This is a genomic window from Streptomyces sp. CMB-StM0423, assembly GCF_002847285.1.
Classification (GTDB): Bacteria; Actinomycetota; Actinomycetes; order Streptomycetales; family Streptomycetaceae; genus Streptomyces.
This window is the reverse complement of sequence record NZ_CP025407.1, coordinates 449,695-473,122: the sequence shown is the minus strand read 5'-3', so window position 1 is coordinate 473,122 and position 23,428 is coordinate 449,695. Positions and strand designations below refer to the sequence as shown.

Sequence of the window (23,428 nt, the reverse complement as noted above, 5' to 3'; positions counted from 1 at the left end):
CGAATGACATATGAACACCAGCCCCGGCAACCGGAGGCCAAGAGCCCGGAGGACGTCAGGGTCGGCGCCGTCGTGATCACGATGGGCCAGCGCCCCGAGGAGCTGCGCGCGCTGCTGGAGTCGGTCGCCAAGCAGGACGGCGCGCCGGTCGAGGTGGTCGTCGTCGCCCAGGGCGTGACCGTGCCGAACATCCCGCAGGGCGTACGGGTCGTGGAGCTGCCCGAGAACCTGGGCATCCCCGGCGGCCGCAACGTCGGCATCGAGGCGTTCGGCGAGGGCGGCCGCGATGTCGACGTATTGCTCTTTCTCGACGACGACGGTCTTCTGCCACAACAGGACACGGCCCGGCTGGTGCGCGAGGCGTTCGCCGCCGACCCGCGCCTGGGCATCGTCAGCTTCCGCATCGCCGACCCCGAGACCGGGGTCACCCAGCGCCGGCACGTCCCCCGGCTGCGCGCCTCCGACCCGATGCGCTCCTCGCGCGTCACCACCTTCCTCGGCGGCGCCAACGCGGTGCGCACGGAGGTGTTCCAGGAGGTCGGCGGGCTGCCGGACGACTTCTTCTACGCCCACGAGGAGACCGACCTCGCCTGGCGGGCGCTGGACGCGGGCTGGCACATCGACTACCGCGCCGACATGGTGCTGCACCACCCGACGATGCCGCCCAGCAGGCACGCCACGTACCACCACAACGTGGCCCGCAACCGCGTCTGGCTGGCCCGCCGGAACCTGCCCGCGCCGCTCGTCCCCGTCTATCTGGGTGTCTGGTTCCTGCTCACAGTGGCACGCAGCCCCTCCCGGGCTGTGCTGAAATCATGGCTCGTAGGCTTCCGAGAGGGCTGGCGCGCGCCGTGCGGGCCGCGCAAACCCATGAAGTGGCGTACGGTGTGGCGGCTGACCCGGCTGGGACGACCGCCCGTGATCTGACAAGCTCGTACCGTTGAGTGTCTGAGGACGAAAGTTACCGACTGTGAGCGAAACGGCAGTGGGCGCTCCGCCCAAGCGCCATCCCGATGACGGGCTGACCCCGGCCGAGCTGGCCGCCAAGTACGGCCTCACGGTGAGCGGCGCGCGACCCGGACTGCCCGAGTACGTGCGGCAGCTCTGGGCGCGCCGCCATTTCATCCTGACCTTCTCGCGCGCCAAGCTCACCGCGCAGTACAGCCGGGCGAAGCTGGGCCAGGTCTGGCAGGTGCTGACCCCGCTGCTGAACGCGACGGTCTTCTTCTTCATCTTCGGCGTGCTGCTCGGCGGCCGCGCCGGGATGAGCAACGACGTCTACATCCCGTTCCTGGTCACGGGGGTGTTCGTGTGGACGTTCACCCAGCAGTCCGTCATGTCGGGCGTCCGGTCGATCTCGGGGAACCTGGGCCTGGTGCGGGCGCTGCACTTCCCGCGGGCCGCGCTGCCGATCTCGTTCTCGCTGCAGCAACTGCAGCAACTGCTCTACTCGATGACGGTGCTGGCCGTCATCCTGGTCGCCTTCGGCTGGTACCCGACGTGGACGTGGCTGCTGATCGTGCCGATCCTGGCGCTCCAGTACGTCTTCAACACCGGCCTGGCGATGGTCGTGGCCCGGCTGGGCAGCGACACGCCGGATCTCGCGCAGCTCATGCCGTTCATCCTGCGCGCCTGGATGTACGGCTCGGGCGTGATGTTCCCGCTGCAGTACATGATGACGGTGCGGGCGGACGCGCCGCAGTGGGCCGCCGACCTCGTCGCGATGAACCCGGCCGCTGTATACATGGACCTCATGCGCTACGCCCTCATGGGGGACTTCCCGAAGGCCTACATGCCGCCGAACGTCTGGCTGCTGGCGGCGGGCTGGGCCGTGGTGATCGGCGCGTTCGGTTTCGTGTTCTTCTGGAAGGCTGAGGAGCGATATGGCCGTGGCTGAACATCCGACGAGCCGCGCCGAGACCGACACGCCCGCCGACGGGCTGGTGCCGACGGTCATCGCGGACGACGTGCACATCGTGTACCGGGTGCAGGGCGGCTCCCGCGGCAAGGGCAGCGGCGCCGCCGCACTGAACCGCATCCTGCGCCGGGACAAGAGCGACAGGGTGCGCGAGGTGCACGCGGTGCGCGGCGTCAGCTTCACGGCGTACCGCGGCCAGGCCATCGGCCTGATCGGCTCCAACGGCTCCGGCAAGTCGACGCTGCTGAAGGCCATCGCCGGCGTGCTGCCCACGCACAGCGGCAAGGTGTACACCAACGGCCAGCCCTCGCTCCTCGGCGTCAACGCGGCGCTGATGAACGACCTCACGGGCGAGCGGAACGTGATGCTCGGCGGGCTGGCGATGGGCATGACCCGCGAGCAGATCCGCGAGCGGTACCAGAGCATCGTCGACTTCTCCGGCATAAACGAGAAGGGCGACTTCATCACCCTGCCCATGCGGACGTACTCCTCCGGCATGGCGGCGCGGCTGCGGTTCTCCATCGCCGCGGCCAAGGACCACGAGGTGCTGATGATCGACGAGGCGCTGGCCACCGGCGACTTGAGGTTCCGCAAGCGCTCCGAGGCCCGGCTGCGCGAGCTCCGCAAGGAGGCCGGCACGGTGTTCCTGGTCAGCCACACCAACAAGTCCATCCGTGACACCTGCGACCGGGTGCTGTGGCTGGAGAAGGGCGAGTTGGTGATGGACGGGCCGACGGACGACGTGCTGAAGGAGTATCAGGAGTTCTCCAAGCGGTAGCCGCGCGTACGCGCAGAAGGGCCCCGCCGCGTGTCGCGGCGGGGCCCTTGCCGTACGTCCTCGGCGCTCACACCCCGGCCGGGGTGCGCTCCGACTCCCGCTCGGGCGCGGCGGGCCCTGGCCCGGCCTCGCTCAGGCCCACCCGGCCGTGCACCCGGCGCAGCCAGCGCGGCGCGTACCAGGCGCGCCTGCCCAGCAGCCGCATCGCGGCCGGCACCAGCACGCCGCGGACCGCGACCGCGTCGATGAGGATGGCGAGCGCGCTGCCCAGGCCGAACATCTGCAGGAAGCTGACCTCGCCGGTGCCGAAGGCGAAGAAGCTGACGGCCAGCAGCCCGGCGGCCATGGTCACGATCCGGCCGGTGCGGGCGAGCCCGCTCGTCACCGCCGTGGCCGGGTCGGCGCCCGCGTCGTGCAGTTCCTTGATCCGGCTGGTGAGGAAGACCTCGTAGTCCATCGACAGGCCGAAGGCGATGCAGAACATCAGTACGGTCATCGCCGTGTCCATCGGCTGCGGCGTGAAGCCGAGCAGCCCGCTGAGATGGCCGTCCTGGAAGATCCACACCATCACGCCCATGGCCGCGGCCAGGCTGACGGCGTTGAGGGCGACCGCCCGCAGCGGCTGGACGACGCTGCCGGTGAAGAGGAACAGCAGCACGAACGTCGTGATCAGGACCATCCCCACGGCCAGCGGCAGCCGGCTGCCGATGCTGTCCTTGGCGTCGACCAGCTCCGCGTCGGTGCCGCCGACCAGGGTCTCCACCCCGCCGGGCGCGGGCACCGCGCGGACGTCCTCGACCAGGTGCTGCGCCGCGCCCGACTTGGGCGCGGGCTCGACGGAGACGGTCAGCCGCTGCGCGTCGGGGCGGCCGAGCGCTTCTGCGGCGGGACCCGCGGGGCCGGCCGCGCCATCGGCGTACGTGCCGTTGCTCGCGGCGACCCGGGTGACGCCGTCGAGCCGGGACAGCTCGGTGGCGTACGCGGTGAGGTCGGGCCCGGCGACGGCGCCGGTGGTCACCACGTCCATGGCGGTGCTGTCGTCGACGGCGAAGTCCTCGCGCAGCGCGGTGGCCACCTGCCGGCTCTGCGCGCTCTCCGGCAGCACCCGCTCGTCCGGGGTGCCGTAGCTGACGCCCAGCAGCGGGGAGGCGGCCAGCAGCAGCACGCCGAGCACCGGCAGCGCGGTGAGCGCGGGGCGGCGCATGACGGCGCCGGCGATCCGCCCCCACAGCGGCGCGTCGGTGCGCCGCATGGCCCGGGCGCCCGGGATCCGGCCGCGGTTGACGCGGTGGCCGAGGACGGCGAGCAGCGCGGGGATGATCACCAGCGCGCTGATCGCGGAGATGGCCACGACGCCGATGCCCGCGTAGGCGAAGGACCGCAGGAAGTACTGCGGGAAGACCAGCAGCGCGGCGAGCGCGGCGACGATCGTCGCGGAGGAGAACGCGATCGTACGGCCCGCGGTCGCCACCGTACGCCGGATGGCCGCAGGCACCTCGTCGCCCGCGGCCAACTGCTCGCGGAACCGGCTGACCAGCAGCAGCCCGTAGTCGATGCCGAGGCCGAGCCCCAGCGCGATGGTGAGGTTGACGGAGAAGACCGAGACGTCGGTGAGGCTGCCGAGCACCCACAGCTCGGCGAAGGTGCCGAAGATGGCGACCAGCCCGATCGCCAGCGGCAGCAGCGCCGCGATGACGCTGCCGAAGGCGAGCACCAGCAGCACGAGGGTGAGGGGTACGGCGATCGCCTCGGCCAGCGCCAGGTCGGCGGCGACCTGGGTGGAGACGTCGTTGCTCACCGCCGCTCCGCCGCCCGCCTTGACCGTGACGCCGTCGCGGGTGCCGGCGTACTCGCCGGTCAGCGCCTTGGCGTTGTCGGCCTCCTTGTCGTCGCCGCCGGCGACATGCGCGAGGACGAGCGCCTGGTTCCCGTCCTGCGACGTCAGCCCCTCGCCGCCGCGGTCCCAGTACGACATGACGCTGGTGACGGTGGACTCCGACCGCAGCCCCCCGGTCACCTCAAGACCGCGCTCGCGGGCCGCGTCCCCGCCGAGCCCCCCGGACTCGGCGGAGACGAGCAGGACCAGGTTCGTATCGCCCCCGAATCTGTCGTCGATCACCTCCTGTGCCTTGCTCGACGGCGACCCCGGATCGCTGAAGCCGCCGGCGCTGAGCTTGCCGAAGGCCCCGAAGCCGAGCGCCGCCATGGCGACGACCGCGACGACGGCGAGCGCGAGCACGAGCCGGGTCCTGCGCAGTACGAGCTCCGCAATGCGTGTCAGCACGGTGCTCCCCTTCCCATGTTTATGGCGTTAACATTGAGCCTTGCAGGTGATGTTAATACTGTCAACATGAGGCATGATGCGACTATGAGCGAGGTCAGGAGCGGGAAGGCCGGTTACCACCACGGCGACCTGCGGAACGCGCTGGTCGACGCGGCTTCCGAGCTGGCCCGCGGCGGCGGGCCCGAGGCGGTCGTGCTGCGCGAGGCGGCCCGGCGCGTCGGCGTGTCGCCGACGGCCGCGTACCGCCACTTCGCCAGCCAGGCCGATCTGCTGCAGGCGGTCAAGGACGAGGGTCAACGGCGGCTGGCGGACTCCATGGACAAGGTGATCGCCGAGACCGAGGGGCCCCCGGGCGGGGATCCCGCCGACGCCGCCAAGGGCCGGCTCATGGCGCTCGGCCTCGGCTACGTGCGTTTCGCCGTCACCGAACCCGGCATGTACCGCGCGGCCTTCTGCCGGGTCGAGCAGGACCGGCAGCCGTGGAACCAGGGCGAGGGCATCGGGGACCTCCACCCGGGAGACGTCCGCTCCTTCCGGCTCCTCATCGGCGCCATGGACGCCCTCGATGCCGCCGGCGTGATGCGACCGGGCGTACGGACCGGCGCGGAGTTCGCCGCCTGGTCCTCCGTGCACGGTCTTGCGATGCTCCTCCTCGACGGGCCGCTGGGCGGCCTGCCGCCCCCGCAGCGGGACGCGATCGTCACCCGCACGCTCACCATGATCTTGGACGGCCTCACCGTGTGACCCGGCAAACCCCTTGCGCACGACGGCGTTTCGCGCTTCTTCCGGCGCGCGCGGATTGAGGTGACCACCGCATGCCGCGTCTTCGTCCTGTACGGCGTACGCTGGACCGGTGCTGTTTGGCGGCATGTGGGCGATAAGGGAGCTTGGGGGTCGCCCCGGACCTGCTCGGGGTCACGACGCCGGCGGCGGCGTGTCCGGAATGGGCACATCTGGGTACGCGGTGTAGAACGGGAGGCGTGACGGCTATGGCGAAGACGAAACCCCAGCTCGAAGGCGCGCCCGCCGTCTGCTCCCCGGGGGCGGCAGCCCAGGGCAGTCGCCGGTGACCCCGGCGGACGACGCTCCGTCGCGCGCCGTACTCGGCCAGGCCGCCGATGAGAACTTCCCCGTGGCCCCGTTCTTCCTGCCCCGTGCCTGGCGCGCGGACCTCATGGCGCTCTACGGCTACGCCCGGCTCGTCGACGACATCGGGGACGGCGACCTCGCCCCCGGCGGCGCCGACGCCGCCGCCCTCGGCCTCGGCCCGGACGAGGCCGACGACACGCTCGCGCTCCTCGACGCGCTGGAGGCCGACCTGGAGCGGGTCTTCACTCCCGGGGCCACGCCCGGCCACCCACTGCTGCGCCGGCTGCGGCCCACGGTCCGCCGGCACCGGCTGTCCCCGCAGCCGTTCCACGGCCTGCTCCAGGCCAACCGGCAGGACCAGAAGGTCCGGCGCTACGAGACGTACGCCGAGCTGGAGGGCTACTGCGAGCTGTCCGCCAACCCGGTCGGCCGGCTCGTCCTCGCCGTGACCGGCACCGAGAGTCCCGAGCGCATCCGGCGCTCGGACGCGATCTGCACCGCTCTGCAGATCGTCGAGCACATCCAGGACGTGGCCGAGGACCTCGGCCGGGACCGCATCTACCTCCCGGCGGAGGACATGCGCCGCTTCGGCGTCACCGAGGCGGACCTCGCCCGGCCCAGCGCCGGCGAGCCGGTGCGCGCCCTGATCCGGTACGAGGCCGACCGCGCCGCGCGGCTCCTCGACGGGGGCGCGCCCCTCGTCGCCAGCGTGCGCGGCCGGCTGCGGCTGCTGCTCGCCGGCTTCGTGGCCGGCGGGCGCGCGGCCCTCGCCGCCGTCGCCGCCGCCGGCCACGACGTGCTCCCCGGACCCCCGAAGCCCACCCGGCGCAGGCTGCTGCGCGAGGTGGGGTCGACCCTGCGACGAGAGGGGTGACGGCACCGTGACGACACCGTCGCGCGCGGCCTACGCATCCGCACAGGTGCTTACCGCGTACCGGTACTGCGAGGCCGTCACCGGCCAGCAGGCCCGGAACTTCGCGTACGGCATCAGACTCCTGCCGTACGACAAGCGGCTGGCGATGTCCGCGCTGTACGCGTTCTCGCGCCGCGTGGACGACATCGGCGACGGCGAGCTGCCACCCGAGGCCAAGCGCGCCCGGCTGGAGGACACCCGCGCCCAGCTCGACCGCATCCGGGCCGGCCGGGTCGCCGAGGACGACACCGACCCCGTCGCGGTGGCGCTCGCCCACGCCGCACGCCGGTTCCCGATCCCCCTCGGCGCGCTCGACGAGCTGATCGACGGCGTCCTCGCGGACGTACGCGGCGAGGAGTACGAGACCTGGGAAGACCTCAAGGACTACTGCCGCTGCGTGGCCGGTGCCATCGGGCGGCTCTCCCTCGGCGTGTTCGGCACCGTGCCCGGCACCCGGCACTCCGAGCGCGCCCCGGGCTACGCCGACACGCTCGGGCTCGCGCTGCAACTGACGAACATCCTGCGGGACCTGCGCGAGGACGCCGCCGAGGGCCGCAGCTACCTGCCCGCCGTCGACCTCGCCAAGTTCGGCTGCTCCGCGGGCTTCCACGGCGACACCGCGCCGGCCGGCTCGGACTTCCCCGGGCTGGTGCAGTTCGAGGTGCGCCGCGCCCGCGCGCTCTTCGCCGACGGCTACCGGCTGCTGCCCATGCTCGACCGGCGCAGCGGCGCCTGCGTCGCCGCGATGGCCGGGATCTACCACCGGCTGCTGGAGCGGATCGCCACCGACCCCGAGGCCGTGCTGCGCGGGCGGGTGTCGCTGCCGGGCCGGGAGAAGGCGTACGTCGCGGTCCGCGGCCTGACCGGGGTCGACGCCCGGCAGGCGAGCCGGAGGTCCCGGTGAGCGCCGCGTCCGGCGCCCCCGCGGCCCTGCCGGACGTACGCGCGGAAGGCCCCGTAAACACGGCGCGCGAGACGGATCGGGAGCGCCCGGAGGCGCCTTCGGCGTGCGCCGCGGCGCACGGGGCGCAGGGGTGTGCGCCGCGGCCCGCCCAGGTGTGCGGCGCGGCGCGGCGGGCCAGACATAGTGGGTGTCGACACAGGTGGGGAGGTGGCCGGTGATGGCTGATCCCGGCCCGGACAGACGGCCGCGGGCCGTGGTCGTCGGCGGCGGGCTCGCCGGGATGACCGCCGCGATGGGACTCGCCGACTCCGGCGTCGACGTCACACTCCTCGAAGGCCGGCCGCGCCTGGGCGGGCTCGCCTTCTCCTTCCGCCGCGGCGAGTTGTCCGTCGACAACGGCCAGCATGTCTACCTGCGTTGCTGCACCGCGTACCGCTGGTTCCTCGACCAGGTCGGCGGCGCCGGACTCGCGCCGCTGCAGGAGCGTCTGGACGTGCGCGTGCTGGACGCCGCCACCCCGGCCCGCAAGGGCCCGGGCCCGCGCACCGGCACACTCGGCCGCACCGACCTGCCGGTGCCGCTGCACCTCGCCGCCGGCCTCACCCGCTACCCGCACCTGTCACTCGCGGAGCGGGCGAGCGTGGGCCGCGCCGCGCTGGCGATGCGCCGGCTCGACCCGGCAGACCCCGCCCTGGACGGCGTGGACTTCGCCAGTTGGCTGCACAAGCACGGCCAGTCGCCGCGTGCCGTCTCGGCGCTGTGGGACATGGTCGGCGTCGCCACCCTCAACGCCTTCGCTCCGCAGGTCTCCCTGGGACTGGCCGTGATGGTCTTCAGGACCGGGCTGCTCACCGAGCGCGGCGCCGCCGACATCGGCTGGGCCCGGGTACCGCTCGGCGAACTGCACGACACGCTCGCCCGCCGCCGGCTGGAGCGCTCCGGCACCCGCATCATGATGCGCACCCGCGCCACCGAGCTGCGCCGCGGCCCCGCCGGCGGCTGGCAGGTCGACGTCGCCACCGGACCCGAACGGGCGGGCGGCACCCCCGCGACACTCGACGCCGATGCCGTGATCCTCGCCGTACCGCAGCGCGAGGCGCACGGACTGCTGCCGGCGGGCGCGCTCGACCACAAGAACCGGCTGCTCCAGATCGGCACCGCACCCATCCTCAACCTCCATGTCGTGTACGACCGGCGGGTGCTGCACTCCCCGTTCGTCGCCGCGATCAACACCCCCGTGCAGTGGATCTTCGACCGCACGGACACCTCCGGCCTCGCCGGCACCCCGGGGGGCCGGGGCTGCCAGTACGTGGCGGTCTCCCAGTCCGCCGCGCAGGACGACATCGAGCGGCCCGTCGGCGAGCTGCGCGAGCGTTACCTCCCCGAGCTGGCGAAGCTGCTGCCCGACGCCCGCGGCGCCGAGGTACGCGACTTCTTCGTCACCCGCGAGCGCACCGCGACCTTCGCCCCGGCACCGGGCGTCGGCCGGCTGCGCCCGGGTCCCCGGACCCACGCGCCCGGCCTCGCACTCGCGGGCGCGTGGACCGCCACCGGCTGGCCCGCGACCATGGAGAGCGCCGTTCTCAGCGGCCTCGCCGCGGTCCGCGAGACCCTCGGCGGCCTGGGTCGAGAAGTGCCGCGGAACCTGCTGGAAGCAGTTTGAGATCCGTCATCGGAGGAGAGAACGTGCCCCGTCCAGAACCGGACACCGACACCGCGGCCACCCCCGGCGCCGCCGAAGTCCTGGCCCTGCTGGACCATGCCCGGGAGCTGACCAACCCCGTGCTGCGTACCGTCGTCGACCGGCTCGTACCCCCCATGGACACCGTCGCCGCCTACCACTTCGGCTGGATCGACGCGCTGGGCAACCCCACTGACGGAGACAGCGGCAAGGCCGTACGCCCCCTCCTCTCGCTGCTCGCCGCCGAGGCCGCCGGCGCCTCCCCGGAGACCGGCGTTCCCGGTGCCGTCGCCGTGGAGCTGGTGCACAACTTCTCCCTCCTGCACGACGACCTGATGGACGGCGACGAGCAGCGGCGCCACCGCGACACGGTGTGGAAGGTGCACGGCCCCGCGCAGGCCATCCTCGTCGGCGACGCCCTCTTCGCGCTCGCCTGCGAACTGCTGCTGGAGCTCGACACGCCCGAGGCGGCGCGCGCCGCCCGCCGGCTGAACACCGCCACCCGCAGGCTCATCGACGGCCAGGCACAGGACATCTCGTACGAGCACCGCGAGAGCGTCAGCGTGGCCGAGTGCCTGGAGATGGAGGGCAACAAGACCGGCGCGCTGCTCGCCTGCGCCTGCTCCATCGGCGCCGTGCTCGCCGGCGCGGGCGACGAGGCGGCCGACGGTCTGGAGCGGTTCGGCCTCTATCTGGGCCTGGCCTTCCAGGCCGTCGACGACGTGCTCGGCATCTGGGGCGAGCCCGCCGTCACCGGCAAGCAGACCTGGAGCGATCTGCGCCAGCGCAAGAAGTCCCTGCCGGTGTGCGCGGCGCTCGCCGCGGGCGGCCCGGCCTCCGCGGAACTGGCGAACACGCTCGCCGCCGACGCCAAACGCGCCGACGACCGAAATACCGATGCAAAAAGTGACTTCGACGAGGAAGAATTCGCTGCCCGGGCCGCGTTGATCGAAGAAGCCGGGGGGCGCCGGTGGACTCAGGAGGAGGCACAGAGGCAGCACGAGAGCGCTCTCGCCTCGCTCGACGGGGTGAAGATGCCCGACGACATCCGTGAACGGTTCGTCGCACTCGCCGACTTCGTCGTCGTACGCCGGCACTGACACCGACGCCCGGGCCCCGGGTCCGGACGTCCCTTCGAAAGGGGTGTGCATGAAAGCCACTGCCGATGGCGGCAACGCAACCGACACCGCCCCCGCAGGGGCGGCGGCTGCCTTACTGGCCGCGAGGCAGGCCGTCGAGCGGGCGAGCGCCAACCTGCTCGGCCGGCAGGACGTCGAAGGCTGGTGGAAGGGCGACCTGGAGACCAACGTCACCATGGACGCCGAGGATCTGCTGCTCCGCGAGTTCCTGGGCGTACGGGACGAGCACACCACCGGCGCCGCCGCCCGCTTCATCCGCGGTGAGCAGGGCCCGGAGGGCGCCTGGGCGACGTTCTACGGCGGCCCCGGCGACGTCTCCGCGACCGTCGAGGCGTACGTCGCGCTGCGGCTCGCCGGCGACGCGCCCGACGAGGAGCACATGGCGCGGGCCGCCGACTGGGTGCGCGCGCACGGCGGCATCGCCGCCACCCGCGTCTTCACCCGCATCTGGCTGGCGCTCTTCGGCTGGTGGCGCTGGGAGGACCTGCCCGAGCTGCCGCCCGAGCTGATCTACCTGCCCTCCTGGTTCCCGCTGAACATCTACGACTTCGGCTGCTGGGCCCGGCAGACGGTCGTGCCGCTGACCGTCGTCTCCGCCAAGCGCCCCGTGCACCCCGCCCCGTTCTCCCTCGACGAGCTGCACACCGACCCCGCCGTGCCCAACCCGTCCCGGCCGCACGCGCCGGCGACGAGCTGGGACGGCCTGTTCCAGCGGCTGGACCGGGCGCTGCACGTGTACCGCAAGGTCGCGGTGCGCCCGCTGCGCAAGGCGGCGCTGCGCAGTTGCGCCCGCTGGATCATCGAGCGCCAGGAGAGCGACGGCTGCTGGGGCGGGATCCAGCCGCCCGCCGTCTACTCGGTGATGGCGCTGCACCTGCTCGGCTACGACCTCGACCACCCGGTGCTGAAGGCCGGGCTGGAATCCCTGGACCGCTTCGCGGTCTGGACCGACGCCGCGGAGAAGCCCGCGGCGGACACCGGCGCCGCGAGTGACGCGGGAGACACGCCCGTCGACGGCCCGGTCCGGATGATCGAGGCGTGCCAGTCCCCGGTCTGGGACACCTGTCTGGCGACCATCGCGCTCGCCGACGCCGGCGTGCCCGCCGACCACCCCCAGCTCGTCAAGGCGGCCGACTGGATGCTCGCGGAACAGGTGCTGGCCACCGGCGACTGGTCCGTACGCCGCCCCGGACTCACCCCCGGCGGCTGGGCGTTCGAGTTCCACAACGACAACTACCCCGACACCGACGACACCGCGGAGGTCGTCCTGGCCCTGCGCCGCGTCGCCCATCCCGACCAGGCGCGCGTCGACGCCGCCGTGGAGCGCGCCGTGCGCTGGCTGGCGGGCATGCAGTCGAAGAACGGCGCCTGGGGCGCGTTCGACGCGGACAACACCTCGGCGCTCCCCAACAAGCTGCCGTTCTGCGACTTCGGCGAGGTCATCGACCCCCCGTCGGCCGACGTCACGGCGCACGTCGTGGAGATGCTCGCCGGCGAGAAGCTCGGCGACGACCCGCACGCCCGCCGCGGCGTCGCCTGGCTGCTCGCCGAGCAGGAGGCGGCCGGCGGCTGGTTCGGCCGCTGGGGCGTCAACTACGTGTACGGCACGGGCTCCGCGGTGCCCGCGCTGGTCGCCGCCGGGCTGCCCACCTCGCACCCGGCGATCCGGCGGGCCATCTCGTGGCTGGAGAGCGTGCAGAACGAGGACGGCGGCTGGGGCGAGGACCTGCGTTCGTACCCGGAGCCGAAGTGGATCGCCCGCGGCGACTCCACCGCCTCGCAGACCGGCTGGGCGCTGCTCGCGCTGCTGGCCGCGGGCGAGCACGACAGCGCGGCCGTCGAGCGCGGGGTCGCCTGGCTGGCCCGTACCCAACTGCCCGACGGGTCCTGGGACGAGCCGCAGTTCACCGGCACCGGCTTCCCGTGGGACTTCTCCATCAACTACCACCTGTACCGGATGGTCTTCCCGCTCACCGCGCTCGGCCGCTATCTGTCCGCGACAGCCGGCCTGACGCCGGCCGCCGGTGACGGCCGGGAGGTCTGATGCCCGACGCACCCGCGCCGCTGCTCGTCGTCTGCGCCCTCGGTATCGAGCGCCGGGCGCTGGCCTCGGGCACCGGCCGCGCCGAGGGCGCGGCCGGCGACGCGGGTCCGGTCGACGTACTGCGCACCGGCATGGGTCCCGAGCGGGCCGCGCGGGCCGTGGCCCGCCGGCTCGCGGAGGAGCCGTACCGGGAGGCGCCGGTGATCGCCGCCGGCTTCTGCGCCGGGCTGCTGCCCGATATGCGCCCCGGCGACGTCGTCGTCGCCGACGCCGTACGGCCCGACGGCGAGGCTGCCGAGACCACCGGCTGCCCGGACAACGGGCCGCTGCTCGACGCCCTCGCCCTCCTCGACGCCCGGGTGCACACCGGGCTGCTGCTCGGCACGGACCACGTCGTACGCGGTGCGGCCGGCCGCACCGCGCTGCGCGAGCGCGGCGCGGTCGCGGTCGACATGGAGTCGGCCGCCACGCTGCGCACGGCCGCGGCGACCTCCGGGACCCGGCCGGTGGCCGCCGTCCGGGTGGTCGTGGACGCGCCCGAGCATGAACTCGTCCGTTTCGGAACGCTGCGCGGTGGTATCGCCGCGTACCGCGTGCTCAGCTCAGTTCTTCCTGCATTTTTCGAATGGCACCGTCATGTGATGATCCCCAGGAGGCGAACCTGATGGCCATGCCACTGCGCCAGTCGCTCAAGGTTGCCGGTTATCTCTTCTCACAGCGGACGATCAAGCGACGGGAGAAGTTCCCGTTGATCGTGGAGCTGGAACCACTCTTCGCCTGCAACCTCAAGTGCGAGGGCTGCGGGAAGATCCAGCATCCCGCGGGCGTGCTCAAGCAGCGTATGCCGGTCGCCCAGGCGGTCGGCGCCGTGCTGGAGTCGGGCGCGCCGATGGTCTCGATCGCGGGCGGCGAGCCGCTGATGCACCCGCAGATCGACGAGATCGTGCGGCAGCTCGTGGCCCGCAAGAAGTTCGTCTTCCTCTGCACCAACGCCATGCTGCTGCGGAAGAAGCTCGACAAGTTCGAGCCCTCGCCCTACTTCGCCTTCGCCGTGCACATCGACGGGCTGCGCGAACGGCACGACGAGTCGGTCGCGAAGGAAGGCGTCTTCGACGAGGCCGTGGCGGCGATGAAGGAGGCGAAGCGGCGCGGGTTCCGGGTCACGACGAACTCCACGTTCTTCAACACCGACACCCCGCAGACCGTCGTCGAGGTCCTCGACTACCTCAACGACGACCTCCAGGTGGACGAGATGATGATCTCGCCCGCGTACGCCTACGAGAAGGCGCCCGACCAGGAGCACTTCCTCGGCGTCGAGCAGACCCGCGAGCTGTTCAAGAAGGCGTTCGCCGACGGCAACCGCAAGCGCTGGCGGCTCAACCACAGCCCGCTCTTCCTCGACTTCCTGGAGGGCAAGGTCGACTTCCCGTGCACGGCCTGGGCGATCCCCAACTACTCGCTCTTCGGCTGGCAGCGCCCCTGCTACCTGATGAGCGACGGGTACGTGCCGACGTACCGGGAGCTGGTCGAGGACACCGACTGGGACAAGTACGGCCGCGGCCGGGACGACCGGTGTGCCAACTGCATGGCCCACTGCGGCTACGAGCCCACCTCGATCCTCGCCACGACCGCCTCGCTGAAGGAGTCGCTGCGCGCCGCGCGGGAGACCGTCGGCGGCAACCGCAGCCGAGGGGGAGCGCGAACGGGAGGGGAATGAGATGCCGCTCCTGGAGAGCATCGGCGGCCCCAGCGACCTGAAGGCGCTGCCGCCGGAGCGGCTGGACGAACTGGCGGGGGAGATCCGCGAGTTCCTCGTCCACGCCGTCGCCCGCACCGGCGGCCACCTCGGGCCGAACCTCGGCGTCGTCGAGCTGACGCTCGCGCTGCACCGGGTCTTCGACTCGCCGGCCGACCGCATCCTGTGGGACACCGGCCACCAGTCGTACGTCCACAAACTGCTCACCGGCCGCCAGGACTTCGCCGGGCTGCGCGGCAAGGGCGGCCTGTCCGGCTATCCGTCGCGGGGTGAGTCCGACCACGACGTGATCGAGAACAGCCACGCCTCGACGGTCCTCGGGTGGGCCGACGGCCTGGCGAAGGCGAACGAGGTACGGGGTGGGAGCGAGCACGTCGTCGCGGTCATCGGCGACGGCGCGCTGACCGGCGGCATGGCCTGGGAGGCGCTGAACAACATCGCCGCCGCCCGGGACCGGCCGCTGGTCATCGTCGTCAACGACAACGAGCGCTCCTACTCGCCGACCATCGGCGGCCTCGCCGACCATCTGGCGACCCTGCGCACCACCGACGGCTACGAGCGCTTCCTGTCCTGGGGCAAGGAACTGCTCGACCGCACACCGGTGGTGGGCAGGCCGCTGTACGACTCGCTGCACGGCGCGAAGAAGGGCTTCAAGGACGCCTTCGCGCCGCAGGGCATGTTCGAGGACCTGGGGCTGAAGTACGTCGGCCCCGTCGACGGGCACGACATCGCCGCCGTCGAGTCCGCGCTGCGCCGCGCCAAGCGGTTCCACGGCCCGGTCCTCGTGCACTGCCTGACCGAGAAGGGCCGCGGCTACCAGCCCGCGCTGGAGGACGAGGCCGACCACTTCCACACGGTCGGCGTCATGGACCCGTTCACCTGCGAGCCGGTCGCCCCGGCCGCCGCGCCGTCGTGGACCTCGGTCTTCTCCGACGAACTGGTACGGATCGGCGCCGAGCGCGAGGACGTGGTGGCGATCACCGCCGCCATGCTCCACCCCACCGGGCTCGCCGCGTTCGCGGCGGCGTACCCGGAGCGGGTGTGGGACGTCGGCATCGCCGAGCAGCACGCCGCGGTCTCCGCCGCAGGACTGGCCACCGGCGGACTGCACCCCGTCGTCGCCGTCTACGCCACGTTCCTCAACCGGGCGTTCGACCAGGTGCTGATGGACGTCGCGCTGCACCGCTGCGGGGTGACGTTCGTCCTCGACCGGGCCGGTGTGACCGGTCCTGACGGCGCCTCGCACCACGGCATGTGGGACATGTCGATCCTCCAGGTCGTGCCGGGGCTGCGGATCGCCGCGCCGCGCGACGCCGACCAACTGCGCGCCCAGTTGGGCGAGGCCGTCGCCGTCGGCGACGCGCCCACCGTCGTGCGCTTCCCCCGGGGCACGGTGTCCGAGCCGATACCCGCGATCGCGCGCATCGGCGGCATGGACGTGCTGCGCCGCGACGAGCGCGAGGACGTGCTCCTCGTCGGCGTCGGCGCCATGGCGTCCGTCTGCCTGGAGACCGCGGACCTGCTCGCCGCGCGGGGGCTGGGCTGCACGGTCGTGGACCCGCGCTGGGTCAAGCCCGTCGACGGGCACCTGCCGCCGCTGGCCGACCGGTTCTCCACCGTCGCCGTGGTGGAGGACAACTGCGTCGCCTCGGGCGTGGGCGCGGCCGTCGGGCGGGCGCTGCGGGACGCCGAAGTCGACGTACGCTTGCGCACGTTCGGCCTGCCGGAGGAGTTCCTGCCGCATGGCACCCGGGCCGAGGTCCTGGCCGGGGCCGGGCTGACCCCGGCCCTGATCGCCGCCGCCGTCGGCGGGGTGCCCGCCGCCCGGGCCCGGAAGCCGGCCCGTACCAGGGAGAGGGAAGAAAGCACCCGATGAGCTTCGACATCGGGGCGCTGCTGGCCGAGCGCGGGGGAGAGCGCTACGACCTGCACGCCCGGTACCTCAACCACCAACTGCCGCGGATGCTGCACACGCTGGGCTTCGACAGGACGTACGTGCGCGGTCAGGGCGCGTACTTCTACGACGAGGAGGGCCGGGACTACCTCGACCTCCTCGCCGGCTTCGGCGTCATGGGCCTCGGCCGCAACCACCCGGTGATCCGCAAAACCCTGCACGACGTGCTCGACCTGGACCTCGCCGACCTCACCCGCTTCGACTGCCAGCCGCTGCCCGGGCTGCTGGCGGAGAAGCTGCTTGCCTACGCGCCGCACCTGGACCGGGTGTTCTTCTCCAACAGCGGCACGGAAGCCGTCGAGACCGCGCTGAAGTTCGCCCGCTACGCGACCGGCAAGCCGCGCGTCCTCTACTGCGACCAGGCGTTCCACGGGCTGACCACCGGCTCGCTGTCCGTCAACGGCGTCGACGCGTTCCGCGACGGCTTCGCGCCGCTGCTGCCGGACACTTCGGTCCCGCTGGGCGACCTGGACGCGCTGGCGCGGGAGCTGCGCGCCGGGGACGTCGCGGCGCTCGTGGTCGAGCCGATCCAGGGCAAGGGCGTGCACGCGCCGCCGCCCGGGTACCTGCGCGCGGCGCGGGAGTTGCTGCACAAGCACGGCGGGCTGCTCGTCGCGGACGAGGTGCAGACGGGCATGGGGCGCACCGGGGAGTTCTTCGCTTACGACCACGAGGAGGGCGTCGAGCCGGACCTCGTCTGCCTGGCGAAGGCGCTGTCCGGCGGGTACGTGCCCGTGGGCGCCACCCTGGGGCGGGAGTGGATCTTCAAGAAGGTCTACTCGTCCATGGACCGCGTGCTGGTGCACTCGGCGAGCTTCGGCACCAATGCGCCCGCCATGGCCGCGGGGCTCGCCACCCTGCACGTGCTGGAGGACGAGCGGCTCGTCGAGAACGCCCGGCACACCGGCGACCTGCTGCGCACCAGGCTCGCCGGGCTGATCGACCGGTACGAGCTGCTGCACGACGTGCGCGGGCGCGGGCTGATGGTCGGCATCGAGTTCGGCAAGCCGGCGTCGCTGAAGCTGCGCGGGCGCTGGACGCTGCTCCAGGCCGCCCGCAAGGGGCTGTTCGCGCAGTTGATCGTCGTGCCGCTGCTGCAGCGCCACCGCATCCTCACCCAGGTCTCCGGCGACCGGCAGGAGGTCATCAAGCTGCTGCCGCCGCTGGTGATCGGGGAGGCGGAGGTGGAGCGGTTCCTGGACGCGTTCACGTCGGTGATGGACGAGGCGCACGCGGGCGGCGGGCTGATCTGGGAGTTCGGCCGCACCCTGGCCAAGCAGGCGGTCTCCGGCCGCTGACCGGCCGCCGGGCGCGCCGCCGGGTCAGGCGGTCAGCAGGTTGGCGCGCAGGCGGTCGCGAGCGGTGTCGCCGAGGCTCAGGGCCTCGTGGAGGTAGCGGTCGACGGTGCCCCAGCGCTCGGCGATGGTGGCGAAGGCCGCGCCCAGGTAGCTCGCCCGGGCGTCGAACAGCGGGCTGAGCAGCTCCATCACCTCGGGCGACGTGCCGCCCTGCGCGCCCTCGCCGCGCTGGACCCGGTAGCGGCGGTGCTGGGCGTTGGACTCCAGGTAGTCCGCCTCGATCGCCTCCTGCTCGACGCCCACGGCCAGCAGCGCGAGCGCGATCGTCAGCCCGGCCCGGTCCTTGCCCGCCGCGCAGTGCAGCAGCGCGGGGGTGCCGTCGTCGGCCAGCGAGTGCAGGACCCGGGAGTGCTCCGCGTTGCGGTTGAGGATCATGTCCCGGTACGAGTCCTCCATGCGCGCCGCCGCCTGGCCGTCGCCGAGCAGCGAGCGCAGCGTCGGTATGTCGCCGTCGCGGACCAGCTTCCAGAACTCCTTGCCCTCCGCGGGGTCGTTGAGCGGCACGTTGACGTTCCGTACGCCCGGCAGGTCGACGTCGGGGCCGTCGAGGCGGATGTCGGCGGCGTTGCGGAAGTCGTAGACCGTGCGCAGGCCGAGCGAGCCGAGGAAGGCGGCGTCCTCGGCGGTGGCGTGGGCCAGGTGCCCGCTGCGGTAGAGCCGGCCGGGCCGGGTCCGGCCACCGCCGGTGGTGGGCAGCCCGCCGATGTCGCGGAAGTTGCGGACACCGGTCAGCTCCGGCTCGGTCGTCTGCGTCATCGGGGCTCCGTAATGTCGGGAGGGCGCGGCACTTCGACAGTACGACAAACGCACGCTGGACAAGGATCCCCCCGGCTGCGATGTTGTGTATCTCTGTTGAGTTATGGGAGATGAGATGGTCGAGGTCGGTGGGAACGGTCGGATCTGGCTGCTGTCGGGCCCGCACAGCAGCTACGCACTGCGGCTGAACCGGCGCGACGAGTTGCTGCATCTCCACTGGGGACCGCGGCTCACCCTCGCCGACGCCGAGGCGCTGGCCGCGGAACCCGCGCCGCGCTTCCGCTCCTTCGAATCGCGCCTCGACGGCCGCGAGGAGTACCCCGTCGAGGGCGGCCCCCGCTTCGTGAGGCCCGCGCTCGCCGTACGGGCCGCGGACGGCGCCGGCGGGCGGGGCAGCGAGTGGGAGTTCCGCGGCGCGGAGACCGAGGGCGACGTGCTGCGGCTCACCTTCCACGACCCCGCGCACCGCCTCGCCATCACCCTGCACTACCGCATGCGCGCCGGCGCCGACGTGCTGGAGCGCTGGGTCACCGCCGTCCACGAGGGCGGCGCGGGCGACCCCGCGCTGGAGCTGCTGCGGCTCGACTCCGCGGCCTGGACCCTGCCCCGCGCCGACCGCCGCCGCCTCTCCCACCTGCACGGCCGCTGGGCCGCCGAGAGCCTGCTCGCCCGCGCCGAGCTGACCCCGGGCGAGACCGTCATCGGCAGCCGCCGCGGCCACACCTCGCACCGCCACCTGCCCTGGATCGCCCTGGACGACGGCACCGCGGGCGAGGAGCACGGCGAGGTCTACGGCTGCGCGCTGGCCTGGTCGGGATCCTGGCGCATCGCCGTGCAGCAGCTCGACGACGGCGTCGTGCAGGCCGTCGGCGGCGCCGGACACGACGACTCGGGACTGGTCCTGCTCGCGCCCGGCGAGTCGTACACCGCGCCCGTCTTCGCCGGCCTCTACACCGACGGCGGCTTCGGCGCCGCCTCCCGCGCCTGGCACGCCTGGCAGCTCGCGCACGTCGTACCGGACGCGCACATCCCCCGGCCCGTCCTCTACAACTCGTGGGAGGCCACCAAGTTCGACGTCGAGCTGGAGCACCAGCGGGAGCTGGCGCGGCGGGCCGCGGCGATGGGCGTGGAGCTGTTCGTCGTCGACGACGGCTGGTTCGGCGCCCGTACGCACGCGAAGGCCGGCCTCGGCGACTGGACGCCCAACCCCGACCGCTTCCCCGACGGGCTCAAGCCGCTCGCCGACGAGGTCCACGGCCTCGGCATGCACTTCGGCATCTGGGTCGAGCCGGAGATGGTCAACCCCGACAGCGACCTCTACCGCGCCCACCCCGACTGGGTGCACCACCGGCCGGGCCGCCGGCGCACCGAGTTCCGCCACCAGCTCGTGCTGGACCTCGGCCGCCCCGAGGTCAGGACGTACCTGTGGGAGCAGCTCGACGAGCTGTTGCGCTCCGCGCCCATCGACTACGTCAAGTGGGACTTCAACCGCTCCCTCACCGAGCCGGGCGCGCACACCGACCCCTCGGTGCCGCACGTGCAGGGCCTGTACGACCTGCTCGACCGGCTGCGTGCCGCGCACCCGCACGTCGCCTTCGAGTCCTGTTCGGGCGGCGGCGGCCGGATCGACCTCGGCATCCTGTCCCGTACGGACCAGGTGTGGACCTCCGACAACACCGACCCGCTCGACCGGCTGCCCATCCAGCACGGCATCGGCCAGATCCACCCCGCCCGGGTCACCGCCGCCTGGGTCACCGACAGCCCCAACGAGCAGATGCAGGACCGCGTCAGCAGCCTGCGCTACCGCTTCGTCAGCGCCATGGCCGGCGTGCTCGGCGTCGGCGGCGACCTCGCCCGGTGGAGCGGCGAGGAGCTGGCCGAGGCCGGGCGCTGGGTGGAGCTGTACAAGCGGATCCGCCCCGCCGTCCAGCTCGGCCGGCTCTACCGGCTGCGGGAGCCGCAGGAGGGCCTGAGCGCGGTGCAGTACGCCCTCGGCGACGACCCGGAGCGCGCCGACGAGGTCGTCGTCCTGGCCTGGCTGCAGGCGCAGCGCTACAACGAGTCGCTGCCGCCGCTGCGCCTCGCCGCGGTCGACCCGGCCGCGGAGTACGAGGTGCTGGCCGGCGGCGAGCCGGGGGAGGTGCTGCGGGGCGGGGTGCTCGCGCACCGGGGGCTGCACACCGGGCTGCACGGCGACCTCGACGCCACCGTGGTGCACCTGCGCCGCCGCTGACGGCGGCGGGGCCCGTACGCCCGGACCGCGCGTGCGAGGTGCGTGACGCCCCGGGCCGTCGCACAATGTGACGTGACCGGGGGGACCCCGACGGAGCGGGACCATGCGCTTCCACGACCGTAGCGAGGCGGGCCGCGCGCTCGCCCGGCGGCTGCGGGACGACCGGCCCGAGGCCGGCGCCGCGCCCGCCGCCGGCGCCCCGCGCGGCGCCGTGGTGCTCGCGCTGCCGCGCGGCGGCGTGCCCGTCGCGTACGAGGTCGCCCGCGCCCTCGGCGCCCCGCTCGACGTGCTCCTCGTGCGCAAGATCGGCCATCCCCGCCACCCCGAGTACGGCCTCGGCGCGGTGGCGGGCGACGCCCCGCCGCTCTACGACCCCGACGCGCTCGCCGGGTCCGGGCTCACCGAGCGTGACCTCGCGGCGACCGCCCGCCGGGAGGGCGCCGAGCTGCGCCGCCGCGAATCGCTCTACCGGGGCGGCCGGCCCGCACCCTCGCTCGCCGGCCGCTGGGCCGTCGTCGTGGACGACGGGCTGGCCACCGGTGCGACCGCCCGCGCGGCGCTGCGCGCGGCGCGGGCGGCGGGGCCCGCGCGGCTCACCCTGGCGGTGCCCGTGGCGTCGCCCGGCGGGCTCAGGGCCGTACGCGGTGAGGCGGACGACGTGACGTGCCTCTATGCGCCGGCGGACTTCGGCGCGGTCGGACTCTGGTACGACGAGTTCGAGCAGCTAACGGATGCCGATGTGCTCGAACTGCTCGGTACTGGCTGAAAAACGGTCGCGATCCGTTCGCTGAGTGATCGTCAACTAACGTGAGGTAGGCGTTGGTTGGACATGCTGAGAACCTATGCCAGCGGCAAGCGGAGCGCACTAAGCTGCTTGCGATGCTCAGCGTGATCGCTCGGCGTCACACAGTCGTTCGACCCTGAGGATGCTCATGGATCCAGCGGGACCCGCCACCGGCGGCCGGCGGACGGGATTCGTCCGCTGGTGGCTGATACCCACCGCCGTCGTGGTCGTGAGCACGGCCATCGCCCTGCTGCTCGTCTCCGCCGACGCGCGTACGCCCGTCGCCGTGTGCGGCGCGGTCGCCACCCTCGTGGTCGCGTTCGCCGCCGCCGAGGCCGAGCGCCGCGGGCGGGCCGCCGGCGCGCCGTCCGCGGCACAAGCTGACCACGAGGCCGCGTGGGAGCGCCGGCTCGCCGCCCAGGAAGCCGAGATGATCCGGCTCGCGGGCCTGCTGCCACAGGCCGTCGCGCGGCTGCAGCGGGGCGAGTACGCCGAGGACGTGCTTGCCGGCATAGAGGCGGAGAAGTCCCTGACCCCGCAGGTGCGCGCCGCCCACGCGGCCGCGCTGCGCTCCGTCGTCGAGGCCGTGCAGAACGCCGAGGATCTGCGCGTCTCCGCCGAGCGCGGCTTCGTCAACATCGCCCGCCGGGTGCAGGCCATCATCCACCAGCAGGCGCGCAGCCTGCGGGAGATGGAGGACCGGCACGGCCGGCGGCACGAGTTCTTCGCCGACCTGCTCAAGCTCGACCACGGCACCGCCCTGGTCGGCCGGCTCGCCGACAGCATCGCCGTGCTCGGCGGCGACCGCCCGGGACGCCAGTGGGGCAAGGCCATCGCGCTCTACAGCGTGCTGCGCGGTGGCATGTCCCGGATCATCGACTACCAGCGGGTCGAACTGCACCCCGTGGCCGAGGTCGCCGTCGTCGGCTCCGCCGTCGAGCCGCTGATCCACGCCGTCGCCGAACTCCTCGACAACGCCACCCGCTACTCGCCGCCGCACGCCAAGGTCCATCTCTCGGCCACCGAGGTGCAGTCGGGCGTCGCCATCGAGATCGAGGACGGCGGCGTGGGCCTCAGCGAAGAGGCGCGCGAGCGCGCCGAGCACATGCTCGCCGAGGCCCAGGCCGGCATCGACCTCAACGACCTCGGCGAGACCCCGCGGCTCGGGCTCGCGGTCGTCGGCCGGCTGGCGCAGACGTACGACTTCCGCGTCTCGCTGCGCCCGTCCGCGTACGGCGGCGTCCGCGCGGTGCTCGTCGTGCCGCAGGTCCTGCTCACCACCACGCCCGCCACCGGCACCGCCCACGGCATCGGCGCCACCTCGGGACCGCGCCCGCTGCGCAACCCCACCCCGCCGCCGGCCGGGATCGAGGGCAGCGCCGACGCACGCGCGGGCCTCAAGCGCAGCCGGGACCGGGTGCGGCAGGCCGGCCCGCAGCCCTCGCCGCCCGCGCACGCGGAGCCGGTCGCCGGCAGCCTGCCGCAGCGCCGCCGCCGTACCCCGGTCGTGCCGCCCGCCGCCCCGGCGGCCGGCGGGCAGGTGTCCGGACGACGTACGGCCACCGCGTACCCGGCCGGGACCGAGAACGGCGCCGCGGAGAGCCGCGGCGTGGAACCGGGCCTGTGGCTCGGCGACTTCACCCGCGGCCTGGAAGGCGAGCCGCAGGCCGGCGACGCGGGCGCGGCCGCGGAGCCGCAGGAGCCGGGCAGAACCGCCCGCGGCGAGGACGAGGCGGCCGGGTCGATACGCCCGGAACGCTCCGCCCGCCTCCGGCACGGCGACGGAGCACCGGATCCGTCGAATCCATCATCGGGCGAGGAGGACTGACGTGGCGCA

18 protein-coding genes are annotated in these 23,428 nt (G+C 73.3%); 16 read left to right on the top strand and 2 right to left on the bottom strand.

Going from position 1 to position 23,428, the window contains the following annotated elements; genetic code table 11:
• Positions 1 to 3: 3 nt before the first annotated feature.
• The 3 genes from CXR04_RS02110 to CXR04_RS02100 are packed head-to-tail and all read left to right on the top strand — an operon-like array spanning position 4 to position 2,696.
• A complete protein-coding gene (locus tag CXR04_RS02110) occupies positions 4 to 927 on the top strand; it encodes a glycosyltransferase family 2 protein (RefSeq protein WP_101420194.1) in 924 nt (307 codons plus the stop codon).
• A 43-nt stretch (positions 928 to 970) separates the two neighbouring features.
• Positions 971 to 1,897, top strand: coding sequence for an ABC transporter permease (locus CXR04_RS02105; RefSeq protein ID WP_442802347.1), 927 nt, complete (start codon positions 971 to 973; stop codon positions 1,895 to 1,897).
• The gene (locus CXR04_RS02100; RefSeq protein ID WP_101420192.1) at positions 1,884 to 2,696 is read left to right on the top strand and encodes an ABC transporter ATP-binding protein; all 813 of its coding nucleotides are present in this window, start codon (positions 1,884 to 1,886) and stop codon (positions 2,694 to 2,696) included. The genes CXR04_RS02105 and CXR04_RS02100 overlap by 14 nt, the downstream gene beginning before the upstream one ends.
• A 67-nt stretch (positions 2,697 to 2,763) precedes the next feature.
• On the opposite strand, the gene CXR04_RS02095 is transcribed toward CXR04_RS02100, so the two are convergent.
• Positions 2,764 to 4,980 carry an MMPL family transporter gene (locus tag CXR04_RS02095; protein ID WP_101420191.1) on the bottom strand — a complete coding sequence of 739 codons (2,217 nt, stop codon included), beginning with the start codon at positions 4,978 to 4,980 and terminating at the stop codon, positions 2,764 to 2,766.
• 84 nt (positions 4,981 to 5,064) lie between these two features.
• Here CXR04_RS02095 and CXR04_RS02090 point away from each other — a divergent pair, with 84 nt between their 5' ends.
• From CXR04_RS02090 to CXR04_RS02045, 10 genes are all read left to right on the top strand, one after another.
• Positions 5,065 to 5,724 carry a TetR/AcrR family transcriptional regulator gene (locus CXR04_RS02090; protein ID WP_101420190.1) on the top strand — a complete coding sequence of 220 codons (660 nt, stop codon included), beginning with the start codon at positions 5,065 to 5,067 and terminating at the stop codon, positions 5,722 to 5,724.
• Positions 5,725 to 6,046: 322 nt separating this feature from the next.
• Positions 6,047 to 6,943: a squalene synthase HpnC gene (gene hpnC / locus CXR04_RS02085; RefSeq protein ID WP_101420189.1), complete on the top strand. Its 897-nt coding sequence runs from the start codon at positions 6,047 to 6,049 to the stop codon at positions 6,941 to 6,943.
• 7 nt (positions 6,944 to 6,950) lie between these two features.
• A complete protein-coding gene (hpnD, locus tag CXR04_RS02080) occupies positions 6,951 to 7,886 on the top strand; it encodes a presqualene diphosphate synthase HpnD (RefSeq protein WP_101420188.1) in 936 nt (311 codons plus the stop codon).
• 217 nt (positions 7,887 to 8,103) lie between these two features.
• Positions 8,104 to 9,549: a hydroxysqualene dehydroxylase HpnE gene (gene hpnE, locus CXR04_RS02075; protein WP_101420187.1), complete on the top strand. Its 1,446-nt coding sequence runs from the start codon at positions 8,104 to 8,106 to the stop codon at positions 9,547 to 9,549.
• A 23-nt stretch (positions 9,550 to 9,572) separates the two neighbouring features.
• Positions 9,573 to 10,667 (top strand): polyprenyl synthetase family protein, encoded by a 1,095-nt coding sequence (locus CXR04_RS02070; RefSeq protein WP_101420186.1) that lies wholly within the window; start codon positions 9,573 to 9,575, stop codon positions 10,665 to 10,667.
• 49 nt (positions 10,668 to 10,716) lie between these two features.
• Positions 10,717 to 12,750, top strand: coding sequence for a squalene--hopene cyclase (shc, locus tag CXR04_RS02065; RefSeq protein WP_101420185.1), 2,034 nt, complete (start codon positions 10,717 to 10,719; stop codon positions 12,748 to 12,750).
• Positions 12,750 to 13,415 (top strand): phosphorylase family protein, encoded by a 666-nt coding sequence (locus tag CXR04_RS02060; RefSeq protein WP_101420184.1) that lies wholly within the window; start codon positions 12,750 to 12,752, stop codon positions 13,413 to 13,415. The genes shc and CXR04_RS02060 overlap by 1 nt, the downstream gene beginning before the upstream one ends.
• Complete coding sequence (gene hpnH, locus CXR04_RS02055) at positions 13,415 to 14,467, top strand: adenosyl-hopene transferase HpnH (protein ID WP_101420183.1); 1,053 nt, start codon at positions 13,415 to 13,417, stop codon at positions 14,465 to 14,467. Before CXR04_RS02060 ends, hpnH begins: the two co-directional genes overlap by 1 nt.
• A 1-nt stretch (position 14,468) precedes the next feature.
• Positions 14,469 to 16,382 carry a 1-deoxy-D-xylulose-5-phosphate synthase gene (dxs, locus tag CXR04_RS02050; protein WP_101420182.1) on the top strand — a complete coding sequence of 638 codons (1,914 nt, stop codon included), beginning with the start codon at positions 14,469 to 14,471 and terminating at the stop codon, positions 16,380 to 16,382.
• A complete protein-coding gene (locus CXR04_RS02045; protein WP_101420181.1) occupies positions 16,379 to 17,758 on the top strand; it encodes an aspartate aminotransferase family protein in 1,380 nt (459 codons plus the stop codon). The genes dxs and CXR04_RS02045 overlap by 4 nt, the downstream gene beginning before the upstream one ends.
• A 24-nt stretch (positions 17,759 to 17,782) precedes the next feature.
• Here the strand turns inward: CXR04_RS02045 and CXR04_RS02040 are convergent, their stop codons facing one another.
• Positions 17,783 to 18,574, bottom strand: coding sequence for a tyrosine-protein phosphatase (locus CXR04_RS02040; RefSeq protein WP_101420180.1), 792 nt, complete (start codon positions 18,572 to 18,574; stop codon positions 17,783 to 17,785).
• Between the two features lie 115 nt (positions 18,575 to 18,689).
• Here CXR04_RS02040 and CXR04_RS02035 point away from each other — a divergent pair, with 115 nt between their 5' ends.
• The 3 genes from CXR04_RS02035 (at position 18,690) to CXR04_RS02025 (ending at position 23,419) form a co-directional block, all read left to right on the top strand.
• Positions 18,690 to 20,807 carry an alpha-galactosidase gene (locus CXR04_RS02035; protein WP_101420179.1) on the top strand — a complete coding sequence of 706 codons (2,118 nt, stop codon included), beginning with the start codon at positions 18,690 to 18,692 and terminating at the stop codon, positions 20,805 to 20,807.
• Between the two features lie 103 nt (positions 20,808 to 20,910).
• Entirely contained in the window at positions 20,911 to 21,573 is a 663-nt protein-coding gene (locus tag CXR04_RS02030; RefSeq protein ID WP_101420178.1) for a phosphoribosyltransferase, read from the top strand.
• 166 nt (positions 21,574 to 21,739) lie between these two features.
• Positions 21,740 to 23,419, top strand: a complete 1,680-nt coding sequence (locus tag CXR04_RS02025; protein ID WP_101420177.1) for a sensor histidine kinase — start codon at positions 21,740 to 21,742, stop codon at positions 23,417 to 23,419.
• Positions 23,420 to 23,428: the final 9 nt, after the last annotated feature.